The 19,622-nt window shown below is 68.8% G+C and carries 21 protein-coding genes; 6 read left to right on the top strand and 15 right to left on the bottom strand.

Annotated features, from left to right (window positions below; translation table 11 throughout):
- Window positions 1-22 precede the first annotated feature (22 nt).
- Window positions 23-886 carry a LysR family transcriptional regulator gene (locus QTI45_RS02615; RefSeq protein WP_286653409.1) on the top strand — a complete coding sequence of 288 codons (864 nt, stop codon included), beginning with the start codon at window positions 23-25 and terminating at the stop codon, window positions 884-886.
- 24 nt (window positions 887-910) lie between these two features.
- On the opposite strand, the gene QTI45_RS02610 is transcribed toward QTI45_RS02615, so the two are convergent.
- From QTI45_RS02610 to QTI45_RS02575, 8 genes are all read right to left on the bottom strand, one after another.
- Entirely contained in the window at window positions 911-1,327 is a 417-nt protein-coding gene (locus tag QTI45_RS02610) for an energy transducer TonB (protein ID WP_286653408.1), read from the bottom strand.
- Window positions 1,328-1,407: 80 nt separating this feature from the next.
- Window positions 1,408-2,082 (bottom strand): DsbA family oxidoreductase, encoded by a 675-nt coding sequence (locus tag QTI45_RS02605; protein WP_286653407.1) that lies wholly within the window; start codon window positions 2,080-2,082, stop codon window positions 1,408-1,410.
- Between the two features lie 95 nt (window positions 2,083-2,177).
- Window positions 2,178-2,942 carry an alpha/beta fold hydrolase gene (locus tag QTI45_RS02600; protein WP_286653406.1) on the bottom strand — a complete coding sequence of 255 codons (765 nt, stop codon included), beginning with the start codon at window positions 2,940-2,942 and terminating at the stop codon, window positions 2,178-2,180.
- Window positions 2,939-4,144, bottom strand: coding sequence for a multidrug effflux MFS transporter (locus QTI45_RS02595; protein ID WP_286653405.1), 1,206 nt, complete (start codon window positions 4,142-4,144; stop codon window positions 2,939-2,941). The genes QTI45_RS02600 and QTI45_RS02595 overlap by 4 nt, the downstream gene beginning before the upstream one ends.
- A 79-nt stretch (window positions 4,145-4,223) precedes the next feature.
- Window positions 4,224-5,414: a lyase family protein gene (locus QTI45_RS02590; RefSeq protein WP_286653404.1), complete on the bottom strand. Its 1,191-nt coding sequence runs from the start codon at window positions 5,412-5,414 to the stop codon at window positions 4,224-4,226.
- A 128-nt stretch (window positions 5,415-5,542) separates the two neighbouring features.
- Entirely contained in the window at window positions 5,543-6,376 is an 834-nt protein-coding gene (locus QTI45_RS02585) for a shikimate dehydrogenase family protein (protein WP_286653403.1), read from the bottom strand.
- Window positions 6,373-7,260 (bottom strand): sugar phosphate isomerase/epimerase family protein, encoded by an 888-nt coding sequence (locus QTI45_RS02580; protein WP_286367194.1) that lies wholly within the window; start codon window positions 7,258-7,260, stop codon window positions 6,373-6,375. The genes QTI45_RS02585 and QTI45_RS02580 overlap by 4 nt, the downstream gene beginning before the upstream one ends.
- 29 nt (window positions 7,261-7,289) lie before the next feature.
- Window positions 7,290-8,213, bottom strand: a complete 924-nt coding sequence (locus QTI45_RS02575) for a shikimate dehydrogenase family protein (protein ID WP_286653402.1) — start codon at window positions 8,211-8,213, stop codon at window positions 7,290-7,292.
- Between the two features lie 166 nt (window positions 8,214-8,379).
- On the opposite strand from QTI45_RS02575, the gene QTI45_RS02570 reads away from it, so the two are divergent.
- Window positions 8,380-9,165 (top strand): IclR family transcriptional regulator domain-containing protein, encoded by a 786-nt coding sequence (locus tag QTI45_RS02570; protein WP_286653401.1) that lies wholly within the window; start codon window positions 8,380-8,382, stop codon window positions 9,163-9,165.
- A gap of 23 nt (window positions 9,166-9,188) precedes the next feature.
- On the opposite strand, the gene QTI45_RS02565 is transcribed toward QTI45_RS02570, so the two are convergent.
- Window positions 9,189-10,598 (bottom strand): MFS transporter, encoded by a 1,410-nt coding sequence (locus QTI45_RS02565; RefSeq protein WP_286367191.1) that lies wholly within the window; start codon window positions 10,596-10,598, stop codon window positions 9,189-9,191.
- A 165-nt stretch (window positions 10,599-10,763) separates the two neighbouring features.
- On the opposite strand from QTI45_RS02565, the gene QTI45_RS02560 reads away from it, so the two are divergent.
- The gene (locus tag QTI45_RS02560; RefSeq protein ID WP_286367190.1) at window positions 10,764-11,543 is read left to right on the top strand and encodes an IclR family transcriptional regulator domain-containing protein; all 780 of its coding nucleotides are present in this window, start codon (window positions 10,764-10,766) and stop codon (window positions 11,541-11,543) included.
- A gap of 167 nt (window positions 11,544-11,710) precedes the next feature.
- Entirely contained in the window at window positions 11,711-12,637 is a 927-nt protein-coding gene (locus tag QTI45_RS02555) for a carbohydrate kinase family protein (protein ID WP_286653400.1), read from the top strand.
- Between the two features lie 55 nt (window positions 12,638-12,692).
- Here QTI45_RS02555 and QTI45_RS02550 read toward each other — a convergent pair whose 3' ends face one another.
- The 3 genes from QTI45_RS02550 to QTI45_RS02540 all read right to left on the bottom strand — a co-directional run bounded on the left by QTI45_RS02550 (window position 12,693) and on the right by QTI45_RS02540 (window position 15,534).
- Window positions 12,693-13,868: an MFS transporter gene (locus QTI45_RS02550; RefSeq protein WP_286653399.1), complete on the bottom strand. Its 1,176-nt coding sequence runs from the start codon at window positions 13,866-13,868 to the stop codon at window positions 12,693-12,695.
- The gene (gene aroC / locus QTI45_RS02545; RefSeq protein WP_286367187.1) at window positions 13,868-14,989 is read right to left on the bottom strand and encodes a chorismate synthase; all 1,122 of its coding nucleotides are present in this window, start codon (window positions 14,987-14,989) and stop codon (window positions 13,868-13,870) included. The genes QTI45_RS02550 and aroC overlap by 1 nt, the downstream gene beginning before the upstream one ends.
- A gap of 125 nt (window positions 14,990-15,114) precedes the next feature.
- Window positions 15,115-15,534, bottom strand: a complete 420-nt coding sequence (locus tag QTI45_RS02540) for an ArsR/SmtB family transcription factor (RefSeq protein WP_286653398.1) — start codon at window positions 15,532-15,534, stop codon at window positions 15,115-15,117.
- 104 nt (window positions 15,535-15,638) lie between these two features.
- Between QTI45_RS02540 and QTI45_RS02535 the strand changes: the two genes are divergently transcribed.
- Together QTI45_RS02535 and QTI45_RS02530 are read left to right on the top strand one after the other, a co-directional pair.
- Window positions 15,639-16,061, top strand: a complete 423-nt coding sequence (locus QTI45_RS02535; protein ID WP_286367185.1) for a cupin domain-containing protein — start codon at window positions 15,639-15,641, stop codon at window positions 16,059-16,061.
- 50 nt (window positions 16,062-16,111) lie between these two features.
- The gene (locus QTI45_RS02530) at window positions 16,112-16,678 is read left to right on the top strand and encodes a GbsR/MarR family transcriptional regulator (RefSeq protein WP_286367184.1); all 567 of its coding nucleotides are present in this window, start codon (window positions 16,112-16,114) and stop codon (window positions 16,676-16,678) included.
- A gap of 12 nt (window positions 16,679-16,690) precedes the next feature.
- Here the strand turns inward: QTI45_RS02530 and cydX are convergent, their stop codons facing one another.
- The 3 genes from cydX to QTI45_RS02515 are packed head-to-tail and all read right to left on the bottom strand — an operon-like array spanning window position 16,691 to window position 19,598.
- The gene (cydX, locus tag QTI45_RS02525; protein WP_286367183.1) at window positions 16,691-16,813 is read right to left on the bottom strand and encodes a cytochrome bd-I oxidase subunit CydX; all 123 of its coding nucleotides are present in this window, start codon (window positions 16,811-16,813) and stop codon (window positions 16,691-16,693) included.
- Between the two features lie 20 nt (window positions 16,814-16,833).
- Window positions 16,834-17,988 (bottom strand): cytochrome d ubiquinol oxidase subunit II, encoded by a 1,155-nt coding sequence (gene cydB / locus QTI45_RS02520; RefSeq protein ID WP_286653397.1) that lies wholly within the window; start codon window positions 17,986-17,988, stop codon window positions 16,834-16,836.
- Between the two features lie 2 nt (window positions 17,989-17,990).
- Window positions 17,991-19,598, bottom strand: coding sequence for a cytochrome ubiquinol oxidase subunit I (locus QTI45_RS02515; RefSeq protein WP_286367181.1), 1,608 nt, complete (start codon window positions 19,596-19,598; stop codon window positions 17,991-17,993).
- Window positions 19,599-19,622 lie beyond the last annotated feature (24 nt).

The raw sequence follows: 19,622 nt of genomic DNA, 5'->3' as shown, positions 1-19,622 counted from the left end.
ATTCAGAACAATCATTCTGTTTATGAGAACCATCGACCTCGACTCCCTGGAGATCTTCCGCACCGTCGTGGCCGAAGGCGGCGTGATCCGGGCCGCCGACAAGCTGCACCGGGTGCAGTCCAACATCACGACCCGCATCCAGCAACTCGAGGAGCGCCTGGGCCAGAAGCTGTTCCATCGCCAGGGCCGATCGCTCGCGCTGGCGCCGGCAGGCCACAAGCTGCTGCCCTACGCCGAGCGCCTGCTGCGGCTGGCCGACGAGGCCGAGAGCGAGCTGCGCAGCGAGCTCCCGCTCGGCAGCTTCAGGCTCGGCTCGCTCGAGAGCACGGCGGGCAGCCGGCTGGCGCCGGTGCTGTCGCGCTTTCACCGCCTCTATCCGGGCGTGGTGGTCGAGCTGGCCACCGGCACCACCGGCGCCCTGGTGAAGCGGGTCAAGGCCTTCGAGCTCGAGGCCGCCTTCGTGTCCGAGCCGTACTCGGCCGCCGGACTCGAATCGATGGCGGTGTTCGACGAAGAGCTGGTGCTCATCACGGCGCGCAGCATGGCCACGGTCGACCGGCCGGGCGACCTCGCCGAGGCGACCCTGATCGCCTTCGCGCAGGGCTGCTCGTACCGGCGCCTGCTCGAGCAGTGGCTAGGCAAGGGCGGCGTATCGGCATCGCGCTCGCTGGAGTTCTCTTCCTACCAGGCGATGATCGCCTGCGTGGCGGCGGGCACCGGTTTCGCCATCGTGCCGGTGTCGGTGCTGAAGGCCCTGCGCGCCACCGCCGACGTGCGCCAGCACGCGCTGCCGGAATCCATCCGCCGCAATCGCACGCACCTGGTGTGGCAGGGCACGCCCTCGGTGGCGCTGGCACGGCTGGTCGAGATGCTGCAAAAGCCCTGAGCACCGCCGGTGCGCAGGCTCGGCCTAGCGGGGGAGCTCTGCGTTCTGTGCCCCGAGCCGGAAGGTGATCGGCACTTCGCGCCAGGTGGTGGCGGCCGCATCGCCGAGCGGCTTGAAGCGCCACTGCTTGACCGTGGCCACGGCCGCCTGGTCGAGCCGCTGGAAGCCGCTCGTCTGCTTGACCTCGACGCGGGTCGGGCGGCCGTCGGGTGCGGTCAGCACCTGCAGCAGCACCTGCCCCTGCTCATTGTTGAGCTTCGATTCGGACGGATACGGTGCCGGCTGATTCGGCACCGCGGGCGCCCAATCCGCGGTCGCGCCGGGCCCGGGGCCCGCAGGCTCGGTGGCGCAGCCGCCGAGCGCACAGGCCAGTGCGAGCATCGGCGGGAGGACGAGGAAACGGGCCGCAAGGGCCGGGCGGGCGATTGAGAAGCTGAGCATCGGTGGGGGTCTCCAGGTGGGTCCGTGACGCGACCGGATGATGCCCCAACCGAAGCGCGGGAAGCCGGTTTTAGTCGGTCTCACGCCTCGGCCACGCGCGCCGGCGCGGCGCCCGCGATCTGCCGCAGCGCGCGTTCGAACACTTCGACCGGCTGGCCGCCGGAGATCAGGTGCCGGTCGTCGATGATGATGGCCGGCACCGAATGGATGCCGGCATCGGTGTACAGGCGCTCGCGCGCGCGGGTCTCGGCGGCATAGTCGTCGCTCGCGAGGATGGCCCGGGCGCGTTCCGGATCGAGGCCGGATTCGCCCGCCAGGCGCACCAGCACTTCGGGATCCGACGGATTCTCGCCATCCGTGTGGCAGGCCTTGAGCAGCGCCTTCTTCAGCGCCGCCTGCTTCGCCAGGTCTTCCAGTTCGGCCCAATGCAGCAGCCGGTGAGCGTCGAAAGTGTTGTAGATCCTGGGACGGCCGCGCTCGCCGAAGGCGAAGCCGACCTCAGCCCCGCGGGCGCGGATCGCGGCCCGCGCCTGGGTCTGCTGCTCGCGGCTCGATCCGTACTTCTGGTTCAAGTGCTCGAAAGTGTCCTGGCCCTCGGGCGGCATCTGCGGATTCAGTTCGAAAGGCTGGAAATGCAGCTCGGCCGTGACATCGGGCGCCACGTTCTTCAGCGCCGCCTCGAGGGCGCCGAGGCCGACCGCACACCAGGGGCAGGAAACGTCGGAAACGAAATCGATCTTGAGATGGGAAGTCATGGCGAAGGGTCCGTGGAGATCCGAGGGAGGAGCACCGGATGATGGGGTCGACGGCGCAGGTTTCAACCGCCCAGGCACCGAATCCCCCACGGGCGTCACAGGCTGCGCCAGAAATCGACCAGCAACTGGCTGAACTCCGTCGGCCGCTCGACCGCACTCAGGTGGGCAGTGGGCAGGCGCGCGAGTCGGGCACCCGGAATCGCGGCCGCGATCGCCTCGGACATCGAGGGCGGAGTGGCTTCGTCGAGCGTGCCCGCAACCACCAGCGTCGGCACGGCGATGCGCCGGTTGCTGTCGCGCAGATCGATCGCGGCGATCGCGGCGCAGCTTGCGACGTAGCCCGCCGGGTCGGCGCGCAACAGCATCTCGTGCAGCCGCCGGGCCACCGCGGCGCCATCCGGGGTGGCGACGAATCCGGGCGTCAGCCAGCGCCCCACCGCACCCGGCGCGATGCCCGCGAGCCCCTGCGCCTGGACGGTCTCGATGCGGATGCGCCAGGGGGCGGGATCGGGATAGTGGTGCGCCGAGTTGGCGACGACCACCGTCCTCAGCAGGGCCGGATGCCGCGCCGCCAGCGCCTGAGCCACCATGCCGCCCATCGACAGGCCGACGAAATGCACCGGCTCGCCGTCGGCCTCGCGCTCGATCAGTCCGGCCGCGTCGTCTGCCAGGTCCTGCAGCGTGAACGGTCCGGCCCGCAGTTCGGAGCCGCCGTGATTGCGATGGTCGTAGCGCAGCACCGTGTGGGCCCGCGCCAGCTGCGCCGCCACGCCGTCCCACATCCGGTGGTCGCAGCCCAGCGCATGGCTCAGCACGACGATCGGGCCACTGCCCTCGCGGACGACATGGAGATGGATCACGATGCTTCCTTTCGAGAGTGGACCGGCAGCCGCGGCAGCCAGACGAAGGCGATCAGCACCAGCACCGCCCCGGCCAGCGCCATCGGCAGCACCATCGGCCAGGCGCCGTGGCTGAGTTCGGGGTCGACGAAGCTGGCAGCGATCTGACCGACGGTGAACGCGACCGCCATCATCGCAAATCCCGACCACGACACCGCGCGTCCCGCCAGCTGCGGCAGGTCGCCGACCGCGCCGGCCTGGCCGCAGGGCTGATGGATGCCGTGCCCGATGCAGTAGATCGCATGGCCCAGCAGCAGCGGCCAGGCCGACATCGGAAGCAGCCAGCAGCCCAGCGCCTGCACCAGGGGCCCCGCGAGGCTCAGCAGCGAGCCCAGCTGCACCGCGCGCACCGCCCCCACGCGCCGCAGCAGGCGACGGCACAGCATGGTGCTGAAGATGTAGACCAGCGAGCCGCCGGCCGGGATCCATCCGTACCAGGTGGGAGAGAAGCCCAGGTAGCTGATGTAGACCATCGGCGACAACAGCAGGAAGCAGAAGATCCCCCCATAGGTGGCGGCGGCCAGCGAGGCCCAGGCACGAAAGCTCGCGCTGGCGAAGACTTCGCGCAGGCTGCCCTTGGGCGCGGAGGGGCCGGCACTGTCGGCGCGCGTTTCGTCGAAGCCGCGCCAGCATAGAAGCCAGAGCAGGAATGCATACGCGGCCATGCCGCCCAGCACCCAGCGCCAGCCCGCGGACTGCACCGCCCAGGCGCCCAGCAGCGGCGCGAGCAGGCCCACCACGCCGAGCCCGGTCAGGCCGCGGGCCATGACGTGCGGGCCTTCGTGCGCCGGGTAGAGGTCGCGCACCGCGGCCCGCGCACAGACCAGGATCGCGGCCATCGAGAAACCCTGCAGCGCCCGGCAGACGACCAGCATCGGAATCCCGCTCGCGAACGCGCAGCCCAGCGCCGCCAGCGCATAGCAGCCGAGGCCCGTCAGCAGCACCGGTCGCCGGCCGAAGCGGTCCGACAGCGGCCCGCAGGGCAGCTGGCCGAAGCCGAAGGCGAGCACGAAGACGGTGAGGCTGGCGCTGGCCGACCCGAGATCGCGCGCGATGGCCGGCAGGGCCGGGAGGTAGCTGTCGGTCGCGACCGGCTGCGCGGCCAGCAGCAGGGGCAGCAGCAGCGCGAACGAGAGGCCGCGGCGCGTGGCGGCGCCGCTCACCGGCGCCAGTCCGCGGACCCGCCGCTGCGGCAGACGACCCGACCCGTCGCGTACGGGCTGGAGCGGCTCGGGGCGTGAATCATCGTGTGTCGTCGGACAGGTCGGGTGGAGACTGGAGGGCCAGCACTTGCGCCAGCGCCAGCACGCCGGCCGTCTCGGCCAGCGCAGGGTCGAAGCCTTCCGCGGCAGCCCCGCGCGGCAGCCCGGAGCGCAGACGATGGATATTGGAACGCATCCGCGCCGCATCCACATGCAGGCCGGGCAAAGCTCCCGCCAGGGCACGCACGCTGCCGTGCGCCGACAGCAGCAGCTGCGGCCATTCGGCGAGCTCGGCCTGCCAGCCACCCAGGGCGCCCGGGTGCGCCTGCGGCATGGCGGCCAGCAGCGCCGCCACGCGCTGCGGGGCGCGCTGGGCGGCCGCGAGCGCGACCATCGAAGCCCGCGGCAGCCGTTCGCCGCGTCCGGACTCGGCCGGCTCCGCGACCTCGCCGATCTCGTGCTGGCCCAGCAGCAGGAGGTCCTTGGCGAGCATGCCCAGGCTGCCGACCATCAGCCCCAGCTCGCAGCCGATCGCCAGCCACTCGTCGCGCTGGGTGTGCCAGGCGACACCGGGGTCGCGCAGCCCGAGCGCTTCCGCCAGCTGGCGGCGCAGCGCGGCGCCCTGCCCCTGCATCCGGTCCAGCGTGCCGCCGGCGCCGCCGAGCTGCACCTGCAGTCCCCGGCGCGCGGCCTCGGCCAGCCGCCCGCGGCTGCGCGCCAGCGGTGCCGCCCAGGCCGCGCACACGAGGCCGAAGCTGGTGACCGAGGTCGGCTGGGTCGAGGTGCGGGCGAGCATTGGCGTCTCGGCGTGGCGTTGCGCCAGCCGCAGCAGCGCCTGGACCGACTGCGCGAGATCCGCCTCGACCAGCGCCACCGCCTCGCGCGTGAGCAGCGCCATCGCGGTGTCGACCAGGTCCTGGTCACCGATGCCGAAATGCACGAACGGCATCGCGTCGGCGTTGAACAGCCCCACCGCCTCCTTCAGGCCGTGGAGCAATGGCGCTGCCACGCTGCCGCCCCGCGCGCCGTCGCGGACCATCTTCGCGACATCGAACAGCTCGACCTTGCAGCTGCCGGCGATCGACTGGGCGGCCGATTCAGGGATGATCCCGAGCCGCGCCTGGGAGCGCGCCAGCGCGGCCTCGAAGCGCAGCATCGCATCGACCAGGCTGCGCTCGCTGAAGACGCTCAGCATCTCGGGGGTGGAGAGGACGCCTTCGAAGAGGCTCATGATCTGGTCAGTTGGGGACAGAGCAAAAACTGCTTCGCCGTTTCTTGGTCTGTCCCGCAAGGTTCATCTAGTCAGTCGAGGACAGAGCAAAAACCGCTTCGCGGTTTCTTGGTCTGTCCCCCGAGGTCTCAGTAAGCCAGCGTCGCCACGGCGCGCAGGTCTTCGGGCGTCGCGCTGCCGAAACCGAAGAATTCCAGGTAGGCCGGAATCATCTCGAACAGCATGTCGGTTCCGACCTGCACCGCGCAGCCCTTGTCGCGCACCGCACGCAGCAGCGGCGTGTATTCGCTCTTCATGACCACTTCGCCGACGAAGGTCGAGGGCGCGATGCGCTCGACGTCGAAGGGCAGCGGATCGCCCTCCTTCATGCCCAGCGGCGTGGCGTTGACGATCAGGTCGAAGCCGGCCGGATCGTTGGAGCCGGTGCCGACCTTCAGGCCCGGGTAGTGCGCGCGCAGGCGGCCGGCGAGCGCCTCCGACGAGGCGGTGCTGGTGTCGTAGAGCGCCATCTCGGCGACGCCGGCGGCCGCCAGCGAGGCGGCGATGGCGGAGCCGACGCCGCCGCTGCCCGACACCAGCACGCGCGCGCCCTCGAGCGCGCGGCCCTTGCGCTGCACGCCGCGCACGAAGCCCGCGCCGTCGAACTGGTCGCCCAGCAGCGTGCCGTCGGGCCGCTTGAGGATCGCGTTGCAGGCGCCGGCGATCTTCGCGGTCGGCGTCGCCTCGTCGACCAGCGACAGGGTCGTGATCTTGTGCGGCATCGTGACCAGCGCGCCGCGGATGTTGGTCAGCTTGAACAGCGAGGCCAGCACGCCCGCGTAGTCCTCGGCCTTGACGCCCATCGGCATCACCACGGCGTCGATGCCCTGGCGGTCGAACCAGGGGTTGTAGATCATCGGAGCCTTGAAGCTCTCGGTCGGGTAGCCCAGGTGGGCGATCAGGGTGGTCTTGCCGGAAATCATGGTGATGGGGTCCTTGGGTCGGCCGGCCTCGCGCCGGCCACATGCGATTCGCTGATCCAGCGCGCGCTCTTCATCGCGCGCTGGCCGATGACCATCGGGTCGGAGTTGACGTAGTCGTCGTTGAAGACCTCGAAGGTGTAGTGGCCGCGGTAGCCCTTGTCCTCGAGCAGCTGCACCAGGTCGCGCACGTCGTGCAGGCCTTCGCCCGGGAACAGGCGCTGGTGGCGCGCCAGCTCGATCATGTCGGCCTGGCGGTCGCTGTACTCGAAGAAGTAGTCGGCCAGCTGCACCAGGAAGATCTTCTCGACCGGCACCTCGGCCAGCTGGGCGAGCATCTCGGCCCCGTCGTCGCCATGTACCGACATGTGGAAGAAGTCGAGGTTGAGGCCCACGTTCTCGCGGTCGCAGCGGCGCACGATGTCCCAGGCCTGGTGCCAGCGATTCACGTGCCGCCCCCAGGAGAGCGCCTCGTAGCAGATGCGGATGCCCAAGGGGGTGGCCAGCGTGGCGAGGGTGCGCAGGTCTTCCGCGGCGCGCTCCGGGTCATCGATCGCCAGCGGCGAGGTGGTCGAGCAGCACAGCAGCAGGTCGGTGTCGACCAGCGACATCTGGCGCAGCTGCTCGCGCGCCATCTCCAGCCGGTGCGGACGCATCGCATCGGGCGCGCATTCGAAGTCGCGCAGAGGCTGGAAGTCGGTCACCTTGAGCCCGCTCTGCTTCACCAGCTGCGCCGCCTTCTCGACCCCGGCGGGATGGTTGATCAGGTCGCGCGCCCACAGCTCGACGCCGGCGAAGCCCGCGGCCTTCATGCATTCGAGCTTGTGGCCGAGCTCGCCGCCCATGGTGACGGTGTTGAAGCCGAAGCGGTCTAGAGCGATGGCCATGGTGGTCCGTATGTAGGAAGGATCGGGGTTCAGGCCACGCTGGACGAGTGATAGCGCAGCGGCTGGCGGATCTCGCCCGCCATCGCTTCCGGATAGATCAGCTCGCGCAGGAAGTCGGCGTCCTTGCGCAGCGTGTGCGCGGCATCGTGGTGGCCGAAGAATTCGAAGTAGTGCGGCATCTGCTGCACCAGCATCTCGAAGCCGGCCTGGGCGTTGAGGCCGCGCGCGCGGGCGGCGCGCACCAGCGGCGTCGGCTGGTTGCGCAGCAGGATGTCGAACAACGCCGCATGCGGCTCCATGCGCGCGACATCGACCGGCAGCGCATCGTCCGGCTTGAGCCCGAGCGAGGTGGCATTGACCACCAGGTCGTAGCCGGCCGGATCGCTGCTGTCGACCGCGACCGTGGTGGCGTCGAAGAAGGCGTCGAGCTGGGCCGCGACGCCGGCTGCCTTGCCGGCCACGATGTCGTGGAAGGCGATGTGCTCGGCGCCGTTGACCGTGCCGCCTTCGGCCAGCGCGACCCCGATCGCCGCGGCGCTGACGCCGGCGCCGAGGATCAGCACGCGCTTGCCGCGGAACGGGATGTTGTAGTGGTCGAGCGCACCCAGCAGGCCCTCGCCGTCGAACAGGTCGCCTTCGAGTTCGCCGTTGGCGATGCGCCGCACCACGTTGACCGAACCGGCGACGCGGCCGAACAGGCCGCAGCCGTCGAGCAGGTCGACCAGCAGCGGCTTGTGCGGCGGCGCGATCGCCATGCCGCGCACGTTCCTGGCCAGGAAGGCGGCCTTGACGAAGACCGCGAGGTCCCGCTTGGCGACCTGCACCGGCACCATCACGGCATCGATGCCGCAGCGCTCGAAGACCGCGTTGAACATGCGCGGCAGGCGCACGTTGGTGACCGGGTCTCCGGGAAGCAGATAGACCGAGGTGCTGCCGACGATGGAGGGGAACATGGGTGGATGTCTCGCTTCAAATTGTTCGACTATCGCGCGATTTCGAAGAAGCGGCGCTAATGTAGGACGGCATCCGTCCGCAGAGAACGCCAAGAAACTTCCGAGGGCACGATGATCGAGCAGCCTTGATCGATAATCGAACACTTTCAGGGTTTCCCCGAGACACATGACCATCGAAGAAGCATCCGCGCCGGCCGGCCTCGACAAGCGCGACTGGATCGCCGGACTGGAGCGCGGCGTGGCCGTCATCGAGGCCTTCGACGATGCCCATCCGCGCATGACCGCCAGCGAGGCCGGCCAGCGCACCGGCATGACCCGCACCGCAGCCCGGCGCTACCTGCTGACCTTGCAGCACATGGGCTACGTGGCCGGCGACGGCAAGCTGTTCTGGCTCACGCCGCGGGTGCTGCGGCTCGGCCAGTCCTACCTCGAGTCGGCGCGGCTGCCGCGCATCGTCCAGCCCTTCCTGCAACGCGTGGCCGCCGGCACGCACGAGATCGCCTACCTCAGCGTGATGGACGGCGACGAGGTGGTCTACATCGCGCGCAACGGCCCCAACCGCAGCATGAGCACCGGCTACGTCCTGGGTGCCCGCGTGCCGGCGCAGGTCACGGCCTCGGGCATGCTGATGCTGGCGCTGCGCGGCGACGAGGAGCGGGCGCACTGGCTGGAGACCCACGACCTCGCGGTCTACACGCCGCACACCATCGCCAGCAAGGAGCGCATGAAGCTGGAGCTGGCGCGCATCCGGGCCCAGGGCTGGGCGCTGTCGGAGCAGCAGCTGGACCTCAATTCGCGCGGCATCGCGGTGCCGCTGCGCGACCGCCACGGCGAACTGGTGGGCGCGCTCAACATCACGATGCCGATGGGTCACGAAAGCAGCGAGGATGCCGTGGCGCGCGTGCTGCCCGTGCTGCGCGAAACCGCCCAGGCCATGCGCGCATTGATATAGCCAGCACCGACCGCCGCTCGACTTCAGGCGGCGGCCCGCGCCAGCCTGGCGTCGGCCAGGGTCTTGGCGCGCAGGCGTTCGTACTCCGGCTTCGGAACCGGCACCGCGTCCGGGTTGCCGAGGTCGTTCATGTGGACGCGATAGGTTTCGCGCGCGCTCAGCACCGCAAGGGCCGAGACGATCGTGATGCCGAAGGTCAGCGCGCCGATGGTCAGCGGGATGTTGGCCGAGCCCGGGGGCGCCACGGCAACGAACAGCGCCGGCAGCATGGCGGTGACAGTGGTGCCGAGATTCTGCGAGATCGCCATCGCCGAGCAGCGCGTGCGGGTCGGGAACAGCTCCGGATAGAAGCTCGGGAAGACCGCGTTGTAGCCCTGGTAGACCACGCCCCACATCAGCAGCGACATGCCGATCGCCAGCGGCACGTTGTGGATGCTGATGGCGTAGAGATAGCCGAAGGACAGCAGGCCCGCGCCGAGCGCACCGATCACGATCGGCGGCTTGCGCCCGACCTTGTCCGACAGGTTGCCGACAAAGGGAATCACGATCACGGCCAGGATGTTGCCGAGCACCGGGATCCACAGGTAGATGTCCTTCTGGAAGCCGATGCCATAGGCCGGCTGCACCGCGTAGGCGGCGCCGAACACGGTGGCCACCACCGGGATCACGTTCATCAGCGCAGCGCAGATCACGCGCAGCATGTCGCGCCAGCTGTTCGTGATGGCCTGGATGATCGGCGCCTTCGGCAGCGCGTTCTGGCTGTCGACCTCGGCGAAGGCCGGCGTCTCGTCGACCTCGCGGCGGATGATGTAGCCGGCCACGATCACGACGAAGCTCAGCAGGAACGGGATGCGCCAGCCCCACGACAGGAAGGCATCCTCGGGCATGAAGTGCGCCAGCGGCAGGAACACCGCGGCCGCCATGATCTGGCCGGCCTGCACGCCCTGCAGGCTGAAGCTGGCGAAGAAGCCGCGGCGGCCGAAGGGCGCGTGCTCGAGGATCATCGAGCTGGCGCCGGCGATCTCGCCCGCCACCGCGAAGCCCTGGATCAGGCGCAGCACCACCAGCAGCGCCGGGGCCAGCAGGCCGACCTGGCTGTAGGTCGGCAGCAGGCCGACCGCGATGGTCGAGAAGCCCATCAGGAACATGCACACCAGCAGCACGTGCTTGCGCCCGCGCGTGTCGCCCCAGTGGCCGAGCACGAAGGCGCCGATCGGCCGCGCCACGTAGCCGACGCCATAGGTGGCGAGCGAGGCGATGATCGCGATCCGCGGATTGCCGGTGGGAAAGAAGATCTGCGGGAAGATCAGCGACGCCGCCGTGGCGTAGATGAAGAAGTCGTAGTACTCCAGTGCCGAGCCAATCCAGCCGCTGGCGGCGGCCTTCCTCGACTGGTGCCTGCCTTGAGGCTCGTGGTCCTTCGCGGTGCTCATTTGTCTCTCCTTGGGTTCAGCTGGGGGGTTCGGGTGGATCTCGCTTGCCGAGGGGGGTGACTGTGGACCGCCTCAGGGTTGTCCACAACGCCGCAACCGCTCGTTGCGAGCGATGATTGATCGCACCCGAACACTCCGTGATCGAAAACAGGGTTTCCCCCAGTCATGAATCCTAGCGACGAATCACCCCCCATCGACCGCAAACTCCTGATCGAAGGCCTCGGAAAAGGGCTTCGCGTGATCGAGGCATTTTCCGAGGACCGCCCGCGCCTGACCGCCACCGAGGCAGGCGAACGCGCCCTGCTGACCCGCACCGCGGCCCGCCGCTACCTGCTGAGCCTGGTGCATTACGGCTACGCCGCGACCGACGGCAAGTACTACTGGCTGCTGCCGCGCGTGCTGCGGCTGGGCCAGGCCTTCATGGAGGTGGCGCGGGTGCCGCGCATCGCCCAGCCTTTCATCCAGCGGGCATCGATGCAGTGCGGCGAGACCCTCAACGTCGGCACGCTGGATGGCCACGATGTGGTGTATCTGTCGCGCAGCAATTCGCCGCGGCTGGTCTCGATCGGATTCCATCCGGGGGCGCGGGCGCCGGCGCACGTGGTGTCGCAGGGTCCTGCGCTGCTGTCGACCTTCGACGACGCCGCGCTCGACACCTGGCTCGCGGCGCACGACTTCGCGAGCTTCACCGGCTTCACGGTGGCCGATCCGGATCGCTTCCGCGACAACGTGGAGGCGGCGCGCCGGCTCGGCTACGCGCACGCGGACCAGTACCTGGACTTCGGCCTCAGTGGCCTGGCGCTGCCGCTCAAGGACCGCAAGGGCCATTCGCAGTACGCGCTCAGCGTGACCGTGCAGCGGCAGGCCTACCCGGACAACCAGTTGGTCGACAAGCTGCTGCCCGTGTTGCGCGAGGTAGCGGAATCGCTGCGGCCGATTATCTGAAACACCCCCGCCGCGCCTGCGGCGCCGCCCCCTCCAGGGGGCGATATCAGCGGCCTGGCGGAGTCAGTTCCGCGGTATCTCTGGCACATGCATCGTCGGCACGCTGGTCGGAGTCGGCGGCGCGCTGTAATCTCGCCGTCAGTCAACCCAACTATTCAAGGATCGACATGTTCGTGGTCTGCGGCGAAGCCCTGATGGATGTCTACACGGGCGAAGCCACGCCCACCGGCCTCGCACTCGATGCCCGCATCGGCGGCTCGCCGCTCAACGTGGCCCAGGGCCTGGCCCGGCTCGGGCGGCCGGCGGCCTTCCTCGCCGGCCTGTCGACCGACGCCTTCGGCGAACGGCTGCTGGCCTCGCTCGCGGCCGAAGGCGTCGACACCTCGCTGGTAGTGCGCAGCGACGCGCCCAGTACGCTCAGCGTGGTCAGCGTCGATGCCCGCGGCGTCCCCCGCTATGCCTTCCATGGCACCGGCGCCGCCGATCGGCAGCTGACGCAGGACACGCTGCCGGCGCTGCCGCCGGCGGTGCGGGTGCTGCAGTTCGGCTCGTACGCGTTGGCGGTCGAGCCGGTCGGCAGCGCCCTGCGGGCACTGGCCACGCGCGAACGCGAGCGCCGCCTGATCGCCTACGACCCGAACGTGCGGCTCAATGTCGAACCCGATGTGAAGCACTGGCGCGCACTGGTCGAGCAGATGGCATCGATCGCGCACCTGGTCAAGGTCAGCGACGAAGACCTGAGCCTGCTGTATCCGGACGAGACGCCCGAGCGGGTCGCGGCACGCTGGCTGGCGCAGGGCGCGGTGCTGGTCGCCGTCACCCGCGGCGGCCACGGCGCCAGCGCCTGGACGCGCGCCGCGCAGGCGGACGTGCCGACACCCCAGGTGAAGGTGATCGACACGGTCGGTGCCGGAGACACCTTCCAGGCCGCGCTGCTGACCTGGCTCGACGAACACGAGGCACTGACGCCCGAGGCGCTTGCGGGGCTGGACCGCGAAGACCTGGGCGCCCTGCTCGGCTTCGCGGCGAAGGCCGCGGCCATCACCTGCTCGCGCCGCGGGGCGGACATGCCGCGGCGGGCCGAGCTCGACTGAGCCGGGGCCGGCATCGGCGTGGACGGCAGGCAGTCGGCCAGCCCGGCCACAACGGTCAATCCGCTGTTTCCAGCCGCTGCGCCCGCCACGCGCAGCCGCTCGCTATCGCCGCCACCGCGGTCGCCACGCCGAACATCGCGACATAGCCGAAGTGCTGCGCGATCGCGCCGCCGGCCAGCACGCCGAGCACGCCGCCGAAGCCGTAGCCGATGACGGTGAACAGGGCCTGGCCGCGCCCGCGCAGCCGGCCCGGGAAGTGACGCGACACCATCGCGATGCAGGTGGTGTGATGGGCCGCGAAGGACAGCGCGTGCAGTGCCTGCGCGATCACCAGCGCCCAGACCCATTGGCCGCAGCCGGCCGTGATGCCCATGCGCAGCACCGCCGCGAAGCCGCACAGCAGCAGCCAGCGCGGCATCGACATGAGCCCGAGCAGCCGCCCCTGAAGAAAGAACCAGACGATCTCGGCCACCACCGACAGCGCCCACAGAAGGCCGATCGTTCCCTTGCCATAGCCCAGCGAATCCAGGTAGAGCGACAGGAAGCCATAGACCGCGAAGTGCGCCATCACGTGGAAGAACAGCGACACGAAGAACCAGCGCACCGCCGGGATGCGCAGCACCGGACCGACCGGCTCCTTGGGCCCGGTGCGATGCGCTGCGGGCTCGCGCACGTCGGGCAGCCGCAGCGTCGCGATCAGCACGATCGCAAGCGTGCCGCCGGCCCAGGCCGGAAAGTGCCGCATGCCGAAGCGCTCGAACCATTCGCCGGCGAAGAAGACGGTGACCAGGAAGCCCGCCGAGCCCCAGAGCCGGATGCGGCCGTAGCGGCCCCAGTCGCCGGCCACGAGATGCGCCATCGCGGCCTCGGTCAGCGACATCATCGAGCTGGTGTGCGTGAACATCAGGAGCAGCACGAGCATCAGCCACCAGGGGCCGCCGTTCCACCAGAGGCCGAACGAAGAGACCAGCGCCACCGCGGCGCTGAAGCGAAGCAGTTTGACGCGCTCGCCCGTGTGGTCGCTCAAAGCGCCCCAGGCATAGGGCGCGAAGACCCGGGTCACCGACTGCACCGAGGTCAGCAGGCTGATGACGAAGATCGGCAGCCCGAGGTCCTTGAGCCACAGGGGGAGGTACGGATTGAAGAAGCCGATGTGGGCGAAGTAGCTCGCGGACAGCGCCGCGAAGGCCAACAGGTGGCCGCGGCCCGCAGCGGCGGGCGGTGCCGACACTACAGGAACGACGCCTGCGGCGAAGGATGCTCCGTGCCGCCGGCCGGCAGGTCGGGCGCGTTCACGTCACCGCACTGCGCGCGATTGCGCAGCGCATGCTCCATCACGACCAGCGCCAGCATCGCCTCGGCGATCGGCGTCGCCCGGATGCCGACGCAGGGGTCGTGCCGGCCCTTGGTCACGACCTCGACCGGCTGATTGTTGACGTCGATCGATTGGCGCGGGCTGATGATCGAGCTGGTCGGCTTGATCGCGATGCTGACCTCGAGGTCTTGGCCCGTGCTGATGCCGCCGAGCACGCCGCCCGAATTGTTGCTCTCGAAGCCTTGCGGCGTGATCGAGTCGCCATGCGTGGTGCCGCGCTGGGTCACGCTCCCGAAGCCGGCGCCGATCTCGACGCCCTTGACCGCATTGATGCCCATCATCGCCCAGGCGATGTCGGCGTCCATCTTGTCGAACAGCGGCTCGCCCAGACCGACCGGCACGCCCGATGCCGTGACCCGGATGCGGGCGCCGCAGGAGTCGCCGGCCTTGCGCAGCGCATCCATGTAGGCCTCGAGCTGCGTGACGTCGGCCACCGGCGCAAAGAAGGGATTGTTCGGCACGTGCTCCCAGCCTTCGAACGGGATGGCGATGTCGCCGATCTGCGCCATGCAGCCGCGAAAGCGGGTGCCGTACTTCTCGAACAGCCACTTCTTGGCGACCGCGCCGGCCGCCACCATGGGGGCGGTCAGGCGGGCCGAGGAACGGCCGCCGCCGCGCGGGTCGCGGATGCCGTACTTCTTCCAGTAGGTGAAGTCGGCATGGCCGGGACGGAACTGCTGGGCGATCTGGCCGTAGTCCTTGCTGCGCTGGTCGGTGTTCTGGATCAGCAGCGCGATCGGCGTGCCGGTGGTCTTGCCTTCGTACACGCCGCTGAGGATCTGCACCGCGTCGGGCTCGTTGCGCTGGGTCACGTGGCGGCTGGTGCCGGGGCGGCGGCGGTCGAGGTCGCCCTGGATGTCGGCCTCGGAGAGAGCCATGCCGGGCGGGCAGCCGTCGATGACGCATCCGATCGCAGGGCCGTGGGATTCGCCGAAGTTGGTGACCGCGAAAAGGGTGCCGAAGGTGTTGCCGCTCATGCGGGCGATTATCCCAACAAAGTCGCAGCGGCCCGGCCGATCGCGAACAGTGACCTTCCGGCGTCCGGCCGCGAGCGGCTGGATCAAGATGAAGGGCCGCCGCACGACAGGGCCGAAGCCCTGCTTCAGCGTCTGCGGCCCGCTCCAGGTCCTCCGCTCCTTGGCGGAGGCGGGGTGGAGCCGCCGCCGGAGGCTGAACGAGGGGCTCCGGTCTGCTCCTGGTGGTACAGGAGTCGCGCCAGCGCATCGAGGCGCCCGGACCAGAATTTCTCGTAGCGCGACAACCACACGGCGGCCTCCTGCATCGGCGCGGGCGACAGTTCGCAGCGCACGATGCGGCCCTCCTTCGTGCGCGACACCAGGCCGGCCTGCTCGAGCACGCGCAGGTGCTTCATGAAGCCGGTGAGCGACATGCCGTGGGGCTGCGCCAGTTCGCTGACCGTGAGACCGCCACCCTGCCCGAGCCGTTCGAGCACGTCGCGCCGCGTGGCATCGGACAGCGCCGAAAAGACGGCATCGAGGGCCGCAGCGTCAGAGTGAACCATATGGTTGAGTTTCGAAGCCGGCCACCCGCTTGTCAAGCCACGCACCGGGAATGGTTTATGCGTGCTGCGGCGCAGCATCCCTACCGCTGCGAAGGAGCACGCCCATGCTGGACCGTACCGATACGAAGTTCTCCCATGTCAAACCCGGCGACACCGACTATGTCTCCGGCGGATTGCGCGATTTCTTCCTGTACCGCGATCTCGGCGTCGCGGACGCAACCAACGGCCGCGTGATCGCGCACCTCGTCAAGGCGAACATGGCACCGGAAACGGGCACCGGCTGGCACCGGCACGAGGCGGATTTCCAGATCGTCTACATGCTCAAGGGCTGGGCCCGTTTCATGTACGAGGACCAAGAGACCTTGGTGGCTGCCGGCGACGTGGTCCATCAGCGGCCGGGCATCCGCCACTACCTGTTCGACTACTCGCCGGACATGGAGTATCTGGAGATCGTCTCGCCGGCCGACTTCAAAAGCGTCGACGTCGAGCCAGCCGCCGAGGTGCCGCCGCCAACGCCCTGGAAATAGGCATTTCAGTACTTCTTGAAACTTCAGCAATTCGGCCTGAAAATCGGCCGATGCCCAAAGACAGCCTGCCCGCCCTCAGCCGTGAATTCGTCGCCCATTTCGGTGAGATGGGCAGCAAATGGGGCATCAACCGCACGGTCGGCCAGATCTATGCGCTGATCTTCATCTCCGAGCGCGCGCTGAATGCCGACGAGATCGCCGAGATGCTCGAGTTCTCGCGTTCCAACGTGAGCATGGGCCTGAAGGAGCTGCAGGCCTGGCGGCTGGTGCGGCTGCGCCATCACCCCGGCGACCGGCGCGAGTACTTCGAGGCGCCTGCCGATGTCTGGGAGATCTTCCGCGTGCTGGCCGAGGAGCGCCGCCGGCGCGAGATCGAGCCGACGCTGTCGATGCTGCGCATGGCGCTGCTCGAAGAACCCCAGACCGATGCCGAACGCCATGCCCAGCAGCGCATGCGCGAGATGCACGACCTCATCGACCGGCTCATGAAATGGTTCGACGACGTGCAGCGCCTGGCCCCCGAAACCGCGATGCAGCTCATGGGCATGGGCGCGACGGTGACCAAGGTGCTGGGCCTCAAGGACCGGCTGACAGGCGCCAAGGACAAGAAGGCCTGAGGCCTCGCGGCCTCAGGGCTTGTCGAGCTTGTCGTGCCGGATGGCCTCGTCGTCCATCAGCTCGTACCACATCGCATTCAGCACCGCGAAGGTCGCGGCGAGCGGCAGTCCCAGGATCCAGGCGAAGTACCACATGTCGTAATCCCCAATCGCAGTTAATAGGCGTGACCGCGGTCATCGCTGATCGCGGCGGCGTCGACCTTGCCGCGCAGCACGCTGTAGACCCAGCTCGTGTAGGCCACGATGATCGGTATGAAGATGGCGGTGACCACCAGCATGATGAACAACGTCAGGTGGCTCGACGACGAGTCGAACACCGTGAGGCTGGCACGAGGCTCGATCGACGAAGGAAGGATGAACGGGAACATCGAGACGCCGACGCTCAGGATGATGCCGGCGATCGACAAGGCGCTCGCCAGCAGCGTCGTCAGTTCGGCCCGCGCGCGCATCCCGACCAGCGCCAGCAACGCGCCGACCAGGCCCAGGCCCGGCACGAGGTACAACCACGGCTGCGCCTGATAGTTGGTGAACCAGGCGCTCGAATGGACTTCGACCGTCTTCAGCATCGGGTTCGACGGCCCGTCGGCAGGCAGCGTGCTGGTGACGCGATAGCCATCGACGAAATACCACAGCATCACCCCTGCCAGCGCGTAGAGAACGATGGTCGCCACCGCGGCCAGGCTGCCATAGAGGCGCGCCCGATCGGCCACGGCGCCCTGCGTCTTGAGCTGCAGCCAGGCGGCCCCGTGCATCGCGAGCATCGCCACCGACACCAGGCCGCACAGCAGCGAGAACGGGTTGAGCAGGCCGAAGAAGGTGCCGTCGTAGAAGATGTGCATGTCGGGGCCGAAGCGGAACGGCACGCCGCGCAGCACGTTGCCCATCGCGACACCGAAGATCAGCGACGGCACGAATCCACCGATGAACAGCGTCCAGTCCCAGCGCGCGCGCCAGGCCGGATCGTCGCGCTTGCTGCGGAACTTGAAGGCCACGGGCCGCAGGATCAGGGCCACCAGGATCGCGAACATCGCGATGTAGAAGCCCGAGAACGACACCGCATAGAGCTGCGGCCAGGCCGCGAAGATCGCACCGCCCCCGAGGATCAGCCAGACCTGGTTGCCCTCCCAGACCGGGCCGACGCTGTTGATGATGACGCGGCGCTCGAGGTCGTTGCGGCCCGCGAAGGGCAGCAGCATGCCGGCGCCGAGATCGAAGCCGTCCATGACCGCGAAACCGATCAGCAGCACGCCGAGCAGCAGCCACCAGATGACACGCAGGACTTCGTAGGAAAGCAGTGTGTGAAGAATCATGGTCAGGCTCCCAGCGAGCTGCGCGGAAGGCCCGCGATTTCAGGACCGGCACTGGCGCGATAGGCGGCCGGGGGCGGCGCCGGATCCTCGGTCGGCCCCTTTCGGATCGCCTTCAGCATCAGCTTCATCTCGATCACGAACAGCACCGTGTAGATCGCCGTGAAGGCGACGATGGTCCCGAGCACGGTCGCGGCGCCGAGGTTGGAGACCGCCACCGCGGTCGGCAGCACGCCTTCGATGACCCAGGGCTGGCGGCCGAGCTCGGCCACGATCCAGCCCATCTCGGCAGCCACCCAGGGCAGCGGAATGGAGAACACCGCAACCTTCAGCAGCCATGGGTGGGCGTCGAGCCTTCGGCGCGCCGACAGCACGAAGAAGGTCGCCGTGAGCAGGATGAAGAACATGCCCAGGCCGACCATGATGCGGAACGACCAGTAGAGCTGCCACACCGGCGGCACGGTGTCGAGCGCGGCCTGGGCGATCTGTTCGGGCGTGGCCTTGCGCGGGTCGTCGACATAGCGCTTGAGCAGCAGCGCATAGCCCAGCGCATGGCCGTTCTCCTCGAAGATGGTCTTGGCCGATTCGGGAATCGCGTCCGTGCTGCCGGCCTCGCGGATCTTCTGCAGCGCGTCGTAGGCGGAGACGCCGACGCGGATGTTCAGCTCCGCCCGGTGCACCAGGTCGTCGATGCCGGGAATCTCGGTGGTCAGCGAGCGCGTGCCGATGAGGCCCAGCAGCATCGGGATGTGGACCGCGAAGTGCGTCTCGCGGGTGCGCTGGTCCGGGAAGCCGAAGGCGGTGAACGCGGCCGGCGCGGGCTCGGTCTTCCACATCGCCTCGATCGCCGCGACCTTCATCTTCTGGTGCTCGGTGGAGAGATAGCCGCTCTCGTCGCCGAGCAGCACCACCGACAGCGATGCCGCGAGGCCGAAGGAGGCGGCGACCGTCATCGAGCGCTTCGCCAGCTGCAGGTGGCGACCCTTCAGCACGTACCAGGCCGAGACGCCGAGCACGAAGATCGCCGCCACCGTGTAGCCGGCCGACACGGTGTGGACGAACTTGGCCTGCGCCACCGGGTTGGTCAGCACGGCGGCGAAGTCGGTCACCTCCATGCGCATGGTCTGCGGATTGAAGGCCGCGCCCACCGGGTTCTGCATCCAGCCGTTGGCGATCAGGATCCACAGCGCCGAGAAGTTGGAGCCGATCGCGACCAGCCAGGTGACGATCAGGTGCGCCACCTTCGACAGCTTGTCCCAGCCGAAGAAGAACAGGCCGACGAAGCTGGCTTCGAGGAAGAAGGCCATGAGGCCTTCGATCGCCAGCGGCGCGCCGAAGACGTCGCCCACGTAGTGGCTGTAGTAGCTCCAGTTCATGCCGAACTGGAACTCCATCACGATGCCGGTGGCCACGCCCATCGCGAAGTTGATGCCGAAGAGCACGCCCCAGAACTTGGTCATGTCGCGCCAGATGGTGCGGCCGGTCATCACATAGACCGTCTCCATGATCGCGAGGATCACGGCCAGGCCGATGGTCAGCGGGACGAACAGGAAGTGATACAGCGCCGTCAGGGCGAACTGCAATCGTGAGAGGGCAACGATGTCGAGGTCCATGGGTTCCTTTCGTGTTCTTGTCGT

This window comes from Variovorax saccharolyticus (genome assembly GCF_030316765.1).
In the GTDB taxonomy this organism is placed as follows: domain Bacteria; phylum Pseudomonadota; class Gammaproteobacteria; order Burkholderiales; family Burkholderiaceae_C; genus Variovorax; species Variovorax saccharolyticus.
This window is presented reverse-complemented; position numbering and strand designations above follow the sequence as displayed.